15 protein-coding genes are annotated in these 7,677 nt (G+C 60.5%); 10 read left to right on the top strand and 5 right to left on the bottom strand.

What is annotated here, in order from left to right; all coding sequences use genetic code 11:
• Positions 1–2: 2 nt before the first annotated feature.
• From AC1DUU_RS17460 to AC1DUU_RS17450, 3 genes are read right to left on the bottom strand one after another with little or no spacing between them, the layout of a single operon-like run.
• A complete protein-coding gene (locus AC1DUU_RS17460) occupies positions 3–686 on the bottom strand; it encodes a hypothetical protein (RefSeq protein WP_476784670.1) in 684 nt (227 codons plus the stop codon).
• Entirely contained in the window at positions 683–1,219 is a 537-nt protein-coding gene (locus tag AC1DUU_RS17455; protein WP_476784669.1) for a hypothetical protein, read from the bottom strand. The genes AC1DUU_RS17460 and AC1DUU_RS17455 overlap by 4 nt, the downstream gene beginning before the upstream one ends.
• Positions 1,209–1,364, bottom strand: coding sequence for a hypothetical protein (locus tag AC1DUU_RS17450; protein WP_476784668.1), 156 nt, complete (start codon positions 1,362–1,364; stop codon positions 1,209–1,211). The genes AC1DUU_RS17455 and AC1DUU_RS17450 overlap by 11 nt, the downstream gene beginning before the upstream one ends.
• A 184-nt stretch (positions 1,365–1,548) precedes the next feature.
• Here AC1DUU_RS17450 and AC1DUU_RS17445 point away from each other — a divergent pair, with 184 nt between their 5' ends.
• Positions 1,549–1,824, top strand: a complete 276-nt coding sequence (locus tag AC1DUU_RS17445) for a hypothetical protein (protein WP_476784667.1) — start codon at positions 1,549–1,551, stop codon at positions 1,822–1,824.
• 201 nt (positions 1,825–2,025) lie between these two features.
• Positions 2,026–2,346 carry a signal recognition particle gene (locus tag AC1DUU_RS17440; protein WP_476784666.1) on the top strand — a complete coding sequence of 107 codons (321 nt, stop codon included), beginning with the start codon at positions 2,026–2,028 and terminating at the stop codon, positions 2,344–2,346.
• A 418-nt stretch (positions 2,347–2,764) separates the two neighbouring features.
• Here AC1DUU_RS17440 and AC1DUU_RS17435 read toward each other — a convergent pair whose 3' ends face one another.
• Positions 2,765–3,466: an XRE family transcriptional regulator gene (locus tag AC1DUU_RS17435; protein ID WP_476784665.1), complete on the bottom strand. Its 702-nt coding sequence runs from the start codon at positions 3,464–3,466 to the stop codon at positions 2,765–2,767.
• 27 nt (positions 3,467–3,493) lie between these two features.
• Between AC1DUU_RS17435 and AC1DUU_RS17430 the strand changes: the two genes are divergently transcribed.
• The 6 genes from AC1DUU_RS17430 to AC1DUU_RS17405 all read left to right on the top strand — a co-directional run bounded on the left by AC1DUU_RS17430 (position 3,494) and on the right by AC1DUU_RS17405 (position 5,904).
• A complete protein-coding gene (locus tag AC1DUU_RS17430) occupies positions 3,494–3,823 on the top strand; it encodes a Cro/CI family transcriptional regulator (RefSeq protein WP_476784664.1) in 330 nt (109 codons plus the stop codon).
• Between the two features lie 295 nt (positions 3,824–4,118).
• Positions 4,119–4,610: a hypothetical protein gene (locus tag AC1DUU_RS17425; protein WP_476784663.1), complete on the top strand. Its 492-nt coding sequence runs from the start codon at positions 4,119–4,121 to the stop codon at positions 4,608–4,610.
• Complete coding sequence (locus AC1DUU_RS17420) at positions 4,607–5,104, top strand: GcrA family cell cycle regulator (protein WP_476784662.1); 498 nt, start codon at positions 4,607–4,609, stop codon at positions 5,102–5,104. Before AC1DUU_RS17425 ends, AC1DUU_RS17420 begins: the two co-directional genes overlap by 4 nt.
• On the top strand, positions 5,101–5,373 hold the full coding sequence (locus AC1DUU_RS17415) for a hypothetical protein (protein WP_476784661.1): 273 nt from the start codon (positions 5,101–5,103) through the stop codon (positions 5,371–5,373). Before AC1DUU_RS17420 ends, AC1DUU_RS17415 begins: the two co-directional genes overlap by 4 nt.
• Positions 5,366–5,662, top strand: coding sequence for a hypothetical protein (locus tag AC1DUU_RS17410; RefSeq protein ID WP_476784660.1), 297 nt, complete (start codon positions 5,366–5,368; stop codon positions 5,660–5,662). Before AC1DUU_RS17415 ends, AC1DUU_RS17410 begins: the two co-directional genes overlap by 8 nt.
• Positions 5,663–5,670: 8 nt before the next feature.
• Positions 5,671–5,904 carry a hypothetical protein gene (locus tag AC1DUU_RS17405; protein ID WP_476784659.1) on the top strand — a complete coding sequence of 78 codons (234 nt, stop codon included), beginning with the start codon at positions 5,671–5,673 and terminating at the stop codon, positions 5,902–5,904.
• On the opposite strand, the gene AC1DUU_RS17400 is transcribed toward AC1DUU_RS17405, so the two are convergent.
• Positions 5,901–6,710, bottom strand: a complete 810-nt coding sequence (locus tag AC1DUU_RS17400; RefSeq protein WP_476784658.1) for an HNH endonuclease — start codon at positions 6,708–6,710, stop codon at positions 5,901–5,903. The two genes, AC1DUU_RS17405 and AC1DUU_RS17400, sit on opposite strands and share 4 nt — an antisense overlap.
• Before the next feature lie 74 nt (positions 6,711–6,784).
• Here AC1DUU_RS17400 and AC1DUU_RS17395 point away from each other — a divergent pair, with 74 nt between their 5' ends.
• Positions 6,785–6,985, top strand: a complete 201-nt coding sequence (locus AC1DUU_RS17395; RefSeq protein ID WP_476784657.1) for a hypothetical protein — start codon at positions 6,785–6,787, stop codon at positions 6,983–6,985.
• Positions 6,982–7,677, top strand: a 696-nt coding sequence (locus AC1DUU_RS17390) for a DUF7146 domain-containing protein (RefSeq protein ID WP_476784656.1), incomplete at its 3' end; no start/stop codon positions are given. The genes AC1DUU_RS17395 and AC1DUU_RS17390, both read left to right, overlap by 4 nt.

Genomic DNA, 7,677 nt, shown 5'->3' with positions numbered 1-7,677 from the left:
ATTCAGCCCCTCGCGATAATGCCGAGATAGCGTTCGAGGCGATCGATGAAGGCTTCCTCGGCTTTCATCGGGCCCCAAGGCTTGATCGCGCCGGTCAGGCGCGGCGGCTTGAGATCACCTGGTGGCAAGCACTCGACGGCTGCGTGCGGACCGAAAAGCGCTTTTGCCTCGGCCACCAGCATCCTGTTGTCCATGTCCTTGACCTGGCGGGCGTAGAGCGRCATCAACTCCAGATCGGGAATGCCTGCCGCCTTGAAGATCTGGATGTCGATCTCGCGCTTGACCTCGCCGATGGCGCGATGCGCGAGCTTGTCGACAAACTTCAACGCCGAGCCGGTCAGCTTGGCTTTAATAGCCAGACGTAGGATCTGGAGCTGGATGCGGTCGACCATCGGGCGCGTGCCATCGCCGGTAAGATATTCGTGTCCGTCGTGCAGCAGGAAGTAGCCTGCGAGGGTAGTGTCGCCGGTCTCGTTGAACAGGCCGTCGGCACCCATGACGCTGTGCTGACCGACGGAATAAGCTGGGCAGCGATAGATGGCGTTGAACCTCGCCATCTTCGAAAGACCGGCGGCCATCGCCGCAAAGTCGATGTCGGCGACCATCACGTTGGCCAAGTCCATTGCCGAGCCGTCGGGCCGAAAGGCTGGAACCGCAATAGGAAGGTGACGGACGGCTGCGGTCACTGGGCCACCTTCTTCAGGGTTGCGGTGATTGCCAGGGCCGCGGCGACCTTGAGGCTTATGTCCTTGCGCGAGCGCGGATGCAGCGGAAGGCGATTGAGGTAATCGCGCAGCTTGTCGAGGCAACGTTCGCGCTGGCCCGGCCATGGGTCGAGGAGATAGGATCCGCGCGCCGTGCAATAGTGCCCCCAGGTCTGGAAGAGCGCCTGCGTCTCGGCGGTACCAGCAGGCAGCGGCAACCGATTGGGAAGCGGCGACACTGCCTTGGCCACCAGCTCGGCCATACGGTCGGGCTCGGGCGTGATCTGGCGTGTGCCGCGTTCATTGGCCAGCTGCTCGGCCTGCCTGTGATGCTCGGTGATCTCGGCCGAGGTGAAGCCTTCACGGATCAGGTCGCGGAAGGTTGGGCCGCCATTGCCAAGGGCAGTGACCTCCAACATCGTCTCGGCCATCTGGCTGGCGCGTGGATGCGGGGTTTCATCCATCTCGGGGAAGATGGCGCGAATCTGTGACGACGGGCGAAACTCAGCGTGCATGGCTGGTGGCCTCCTTTAATAGTTTGATTTTCCTGATGAGGACGCCGGGACGGCTAGCTTCGGCCAGCGAGCGGACGGACCTGGCGTCCACGGCTTCGATGTCGAGCGGGTCGCCATCGGCGAAATGGATACGGAACGTCAGCATCACAGCAACCCCACGACGAAAGCAGCGATGAGAAGGATGGCGCAGGTGACTGCGAGGCCAGCGATCATTGCGCAGATGGACTGTGCAGGGCTGCGCCGCATCGAGCGCTTGCCTCGGAGGTCATAATCTCCACACTGGCGTGAACTGTGAGGGAGTCGGACCTGTGCCGAGAAGTGAAGAAGAAATGGAAGAGTTGATCGGGCGCCAGTTTGCCCTTGAAGCGATGCTGACACATCTGATCTGGAGTTGGGCGAAAGAGCAGCCTCATCCCCCGTCGGCCCTTGCCGGCTATTTGCGACCGATAGAGGAAGGGATGGAGCGATTTGCGGCCAGTCATTCTCCAGACAACGCTTCCATGCGGGCTGCACGTCAGGCTGTTCGCGACATTGCGAAAGAGCTGGAGAGGACGCTAYACGAAGCAGCCTTGCGCCGTTCAAGCGACAAAGGTCCGGTGCAGTAGCTACGTCGGAACTCGGTGAGCCGCGCATCATCACAGCGCCCCAAGAACAAAAGCGCTGACCAGCAGGATGGCGCAGGTCACTGCCAGGCCAACGAATTCCTCGGCCATCGACAGCCGGCGGGCCGGTGTCTGAGGTGCCAAGCGCTTGCACCTGCTATCGAAATCGCCAAGATGTCGTGAGCTGACGGGGAGGATTTCCAGATGAAGGGCGTTTTGATAGGCGCGGCGGCGCTCGTAGCGGCTTGGGCCGTCGAGGCGCGTGCAGACAATAGCTCGATGATCGCGTTCGATCTTGGCGACGTGATCGGCTCGGAGAAAGCTTGCGGCCTTTCCTTCGATCAGGAGGCGATTGCCAGGTTTGTCGAGACGAAGGTGCCCTCTTCCGATCTTCGCTTCACGGATAGGATGGGCAAGTCTGCGCGCATCATGGRGAGCCGAATTGACAAATTCGGATCTTCGCAGAAGACCGCCCATTGTGTGCAGGTCAGGCGAATTGCCGAAACTTATGGCTTTGTGAAGTGACAAGCGACGCTCCATCGACTAATGCGATGGGCAATTGAAAGCACAGCTTTTATTCTAATGCAAGTGGCACTTTCATTGCTCTAGCCTGTTTTTAGATTCGACAGCGCGGATAAAAGAATCAATTATAGAACGGAGAGAGAACAGACGGGGCAGGGAATGAGCATACCAACGACGGGCGAGCCGCTACTGGGGCAAGTGCTGTCTATCGCAATCGAATGCGGAGACTGTGGCCGACACCGCTGGTGGAAGCCCAAGCAGATTTACCGGACCGGCGCGACGGCGACGACACCTGTGAGAGAGCTGGCATCACGTCTTGCGTGCAGTGAATGCATTGAGAACGGCGAAGAAGGCCGCAATCTGTCAATTCAAGCCGCATTCTCTACGGATTTGAACCGGGCGAGAGCCGATGCCTATATGCTCAATAACCGAGAAGTTCCCGGTAAGGGATTACTCGATGCATGGCCTTCATCTCGTACGGGTTGAAGGTCATTTCAATCGGCGGGTTATATTGCTTGCAAACAATCTCGGAGGCCGTTCGCCTCACGAGCCGCTTGATGTAGGCCTTTCCGACAGTCTCGTCGCCCTTCGGGAACATCTCGATTACCACATCGTCCCCAGCGACAGGCGCCCTTCCACCACAATACAGTAAATCTGCGGGTTCATAGCGCGGGATCATACTCTCACCTATCACATGGACGGCAAAGACATTGCGGATCCTGGCAATCCCAGCGGGGCGCCGAGCATAACCAACGATTTGGCCATTAAGGGCAAAATCGCCATCGTCGCCGCCAACTGATACACCCAGTATCTCGACATCCTCCGGCCCCATGTCGACCGGTGCGGGATCGGTGACGCGTTCGATCTCTGAAAGATCCTGCTGCTTACCGACATAGCGGAGCTCGCCACGGTTCGCGGCCAAGGGGTCGATTTCAAGGAAGGTAGCCACCTTCCGCAGATTCTCCATTGTCAGATCATTCTCGTCGCGCTCCCATTGCCCGACAGCGGCAGTCGACACCCCGGCCACCTCCGCCACCTGGCGCAGCACATATCCGCGCTGCTTCCTGGCTTGCCTCAGGACTGATCCAACACTTCTTTCCATGGCTATGTTTTGATGAAACATGGGCCTACTCGTCTATGAAAGAGTGACTTGCATAAAAATGAAAGCTGTGCTTTTAATTTGGTCATGTCACAGCTCGCACCTTTACCGACGGATGAGATCGTTGCTGCCGCAGGCGGGCCGAGCGCGCTTGCACGCAAGCTCGGGATAAAGCCTCAAGGGATTTCCCAGTGGCGACGCGTCCCTCCTGAGCGGGTTTTAGAGGTTGAGCGCGTCACTGGTATTTCGCGATACCAGATCCGACCCGACATCTATGGCGACGATCCAAGTGATTTCGACGGCCCCTCGCCCGCCGTCGCGGCCGGTCTCGATCGTCCCCACGGCGAGGCCGGCCACCCCTTCACCGGAGCGGACGCATGATCCGCATCGTCACCAATACCCTGAGAGAGAGGGCGGTCAGGTACGGCTCGCAAGGCCCCCTGCACCTTTTGAGGCACGGCCGTTGCAAGGCGTCCGTAGGAGCGATCCTCGCCGCCCGTTTGAACGGCGCCCGGCAGGCCTTTGAACCTGTCGGGCCGCCTGGCTCCAGTCCTTGATGAGTATGTGACGCGGGTTTTCATGCCCACGATCTGACACCTCTCAGCCATTTCCCGCCACGGGAAAACACGCCGGGCTTTCCCGGCGCGGGAAAGTTTTTGCCTTTTTGGAGCCGACAATGCCCGCCAATGCAGATCTTCGCTTCTACCGTATCAAGGCCGCGCAACGCGATTTGATCGCCATGGCCGGCGGGGTGGAACGCGCAGCTGATATCACGTCCTTTTCCAAGAGCGCGGTTGGCCGTTGGAACCATGCCGCCGACCACGACCTGATGCCGATCTCCGCCGTGCTGGCCCTTGAGGCCGAATGCGGCGTGCCGCTGGTCACCTCGGCCATGGCCGACCTGAATGGACGCCGCCTTGCAGATTCGGACGCCGTGCAGGTCGCGACTGGCAATATCTTGGCACGCCACGCGGAGACTTGCCGGCATGCAGCCGAGCTGATGGCCACCGGTGCGGCATCGTTCGCCGACGGCAAGCTGACGCCCGCCGAAGCCGCCGAGATGGATCGCGCTGCCTCGCGTATGGAGCAAGGACTTTCTGAACTGCGCAAGACGCTCGCCGGTGCGCGAGCAACTGGCCTCTCGATCGTCGAGGGAGGCGCAAAGTGACCTGGTCTGCTGAAGCGCTCGACCTGTTGAAATCGCTGGTCGACGCCGGCTTGAGCGCCGGCCAGATCGCCACACGCATGAGCATTTCACGCAGCGCGGTGGTCGGTAAGATCCATCGTGCCGGTGGGGCACTGGGCAAGCTTGCTCGGCCTGCCGGCTTTCAGCGTACTAAGACCGTGAAGGTCGAAAAACCGGCCCCTGCACCCAAGTCGGTCAAGCCGGCGCCGGCACGCCTGCGTGTTTCGGCGCCTCCCATTGCGATGGTTCAGCCAGAGCCCGTCGTGCGGCGCAAGGCTGTCGACATCATCGTCGTGCCAATGACGTTCGCGCGTGCATCGGCTGAGAGCCGCTGCCTTTTCTACGCCGCTGACCCGTATTCGCCGGCAAGCACCGAAATGCTGGTCTGCGGCTGCAAGCGCATGATCAACCTGCGCAACAAGCCCTATTGCACCGATCATCTTTTCGCCGAGACCGAAAAGGCCTCGGCAGCATGACGAACGTCACGGCCGCCCCCACCCTGCGCGCCGATGCCTATGAGCCGGCTCTTGTCGATTTCGAGGTCTTCGCGATGTTTCTCGAGGCGCGCCGGATCGCGCGGTCCAAGACCGAGTTGCGGGTGGCCAAAGAGGCAAGGGTCGAGCTCGACGACGTTCGCCGCGCAGCGCGTGGCCGCAACCCGGGTGCATATCAGTTCTTCGCCCTTTGCGACTGGATCGGCGAAGAGCCCACGATCTTCCTAAAAAAAGCAGGGCGCCATGGCTGAGCGGCTCGCACAGTTCGAATATCGCGCCCTCGGCCGGTTGGCCCGCCAGAAGCTTGAGGCTGACGGCCGCGGCTGGCGCATCAACGCATCAGAGATCGGCGTCACCTCGTCCGACCTGTCGCGCCTTTCCAACGGCCAATCGGTCTCAGCAGCCAAGGTCATTGCTGTCTGTGACTGGCTGAAGGTCTCGTTCCGAGCCTTTTACGCCCCTGCAACTGCAGCGATCCAACTGCGTGAAACACCCGAAATGTTTCACGGGAAGAGCACTGAAACAGAGAGGCGCGCATGAGACCGCATTTGAAATCACCACCTGCGGGACCTGCCTTCGGCACTCCCGACAGCATCATCCCTGCCCGGTTATTTGCGCTCGCACCTGCCATGCAGGCGGAAGGCGTCCTGTTGCTGTTCGAGATGGGTCAGTCGATGCGCCAGGTACAGGCGCGCACCGGCCTTTCCTCCGGCGCGATCAATCACCTGATCCGCAACACCAAGCCTTTTGCACGCACCGACGACAGGAGCGAACCTTGCTAGTCATGAGCAGCGATTGTCTTCATCCGGTCAAGCAGTGTCGCGTTGTAAGCGGGCCCATCGGCACCCGAATGCACTCGCCGATGACAGTTCGGACAAAGTGCGATCACGAACCTGGGATCATCCGGGCCGCCGTCACTGGCGCGTCGAATATGATGTGGCTCGAGGTATGGTTTGCCATCTGGCCTGAGGAACGGCGCAGGTTGCTCGCACCCCTGGCAATGGCCTTTCGCTCTCGCCAAAACATAGGCCTTCACTTGAGCAGAGCGCGTGTAGATGTTCCTATTTGTCGTGCCGCCCGGGGCGGACGGCGCCGCGGCTTCCATTGCCAGCTTTCGCAAGGCTTCCAGATCGTCGGCCGGGGTCGGCGACGCGTCAACGCTTTCGACGATGTCTTCCAGTTGCCTAAGCTCAAAAACTATCGCCTTTCGARGCGTGTCTTGGCTGTCTCGAGACTCCTCCCAGTGCCACCCTTGGCAGACCAATTCACCCAAGAAGGTGATGGTTCGAGCTGGGTATTCCTTCTCGAAGAGAAGCAGGCTTTTGCCGTTCTCAACGTGATTTGCGATGGCCTTGTTGCCGCGGATCATCTGCATGTCGCCGACCTGGCCTTCGCCAAAATATTCAATCAGCCCATCGGCATGGAAGCGGTCGTCGTACCCGAATTCTTCACCTCGTTTGCCCGACATGATGAAAATGACGTTGTGGTCACTGGGCGTGATGATGCCACCCTGCATTTGACCGCCGTACAGTTTGTGAATGTCAGCGCGTCGATTGTACTTGTGACCGCGCACAAAGCCCCAACTCATCTTCGAAATGTCTCCCCTAAGCAGAAGAATAAGAGCTGCTTCGTAAACTCAGCGCAAGTGCGGAGGGTTGCCGCATGAGCGCGGAGCAACGTGAGGCACAGGCAGCCGCCATTTCCAGCAAGTCGGACCGGGACCGCATCCGTGGCCGCGCCGGCGGCAACCGCGCCATGGTCGACGCCATCCGCAAGATCTTGCGTGAATATGACCAAGGCCGGGGTGCATCCGCCTGCATGGCCGATATTCGCAAGACCTTCGGTCAAAAGGGTGCGGCATGAGCGCGGCCGTCGATGAGTTCGTTGAACGTGCACGGGCAGTGTCGATCGAGGCTGTGGCCAAGCGGCTCAACCTTACCTTTCGCAAGTCGGGCCATGAGCACCCCCAGCCCTGCCCCGCATGTGGCGGCAAGGACTGCTTTGCCTTCAACACCAAGAAGAACAAATGGAATTGCCGAGCCGGGGGCGTTGGCGGCCAAGACGCCATCGGCATGGCCGCGCATACCCTCGGCCTCGACGTCAAGCGTCGCGACGGTTTCCTCGAGGCGTGCTCGACCGTGACGGGCGWAGGCATTCCCGAGGGCGGCGAGCGCGAGAGCGAGGAAGATCGGGCTGCGCGCCTCGAACGCCTTGACCGGCTGAAGATCGACAATGAACAGGCCACCGCGCGAACAGAGCAGGCTCAGGCTGAGTTTCGCGAGCGTGAGCGCAAGAAGGCACGCGGCATCTATGAAGCGGCCGAGCCGATCATGATGCACGGCATCGGACTCCGGTACCTCGCCAATCGCGGTTGCGGCATTCCGAGCAAGTGGCTGCGTTTCTCGGCCAACCAGCCCTATTGGCATGGCGAAGACGATCGCGGCCAGTTGCAGGCGCTGCATACCGGTCCAGCCATGGTGGCACCATTCATCGACGCAGCCGGCGTCGTCATCGGCTGTCACATCACCTGGATCGATCTCGGCCTCGCCCCGAAG

The organism is Aminobacter sp. P4_H6_2, assembly GCF_056400805.1.
This window is presented reverse-complemented; position numbering and strand designations above follow the sequence as displayed.

Bases quoted from the DNA above. Each gene is read 5' to 3' on its own strand.
- AC1DUU_RS17450 (WP_476784668.1), bottom strand. From the start codon at position 1,364: ATGCTGACGTTCCGTATCCATTTCGCCGATGGCGACCCGCTCGACATC.
- AC1DUU_RS17395 (WP_476784657.1), top strand. From the start codon at position 6,785: ATGAGCGCGGAGCAACGTGAGGCACAGGCAGCCGCCATTTCCAGCAAG.
- AC1DUU_RS17415 (WP_476784661.1), top strand. From the start codon at position 5,101: ATGACGAACGTCACGGCCGCCCCCACCCTGCGCGCCGATGCCTATGAG.
- AC1DUU_RS17455 (WP_476784669.1), bottom strand. From the start codon at position 1,219: ATGCACGCTGAGTTTCGCCCGTCGTCACAGATTCGCGCCATCTTCCCC.
- AC1DUU_RS17435 (WP_476784665.1), bottom strand. From the start codon at position 3,466: ATGTTTCATCAAAACATAGCCATGGAAAGAAGTGTTGGATCAGTCCTG.
- AC1DUU_RS17410 (WP_476784660.1), top strand. From the start codon at position 5,366: ATGGCTGAGCGGCTCGCACAGTTCGAATATCGCGCCCTCGGCCGGTTG.
- AC1DUU_RS17425 (WP_476784663.1), top strand. From the start codon at position 4,119: ATGCCCGCCAATGCAGATCTTCGCTTCTACCGTATCAAGGCCGCGCAA.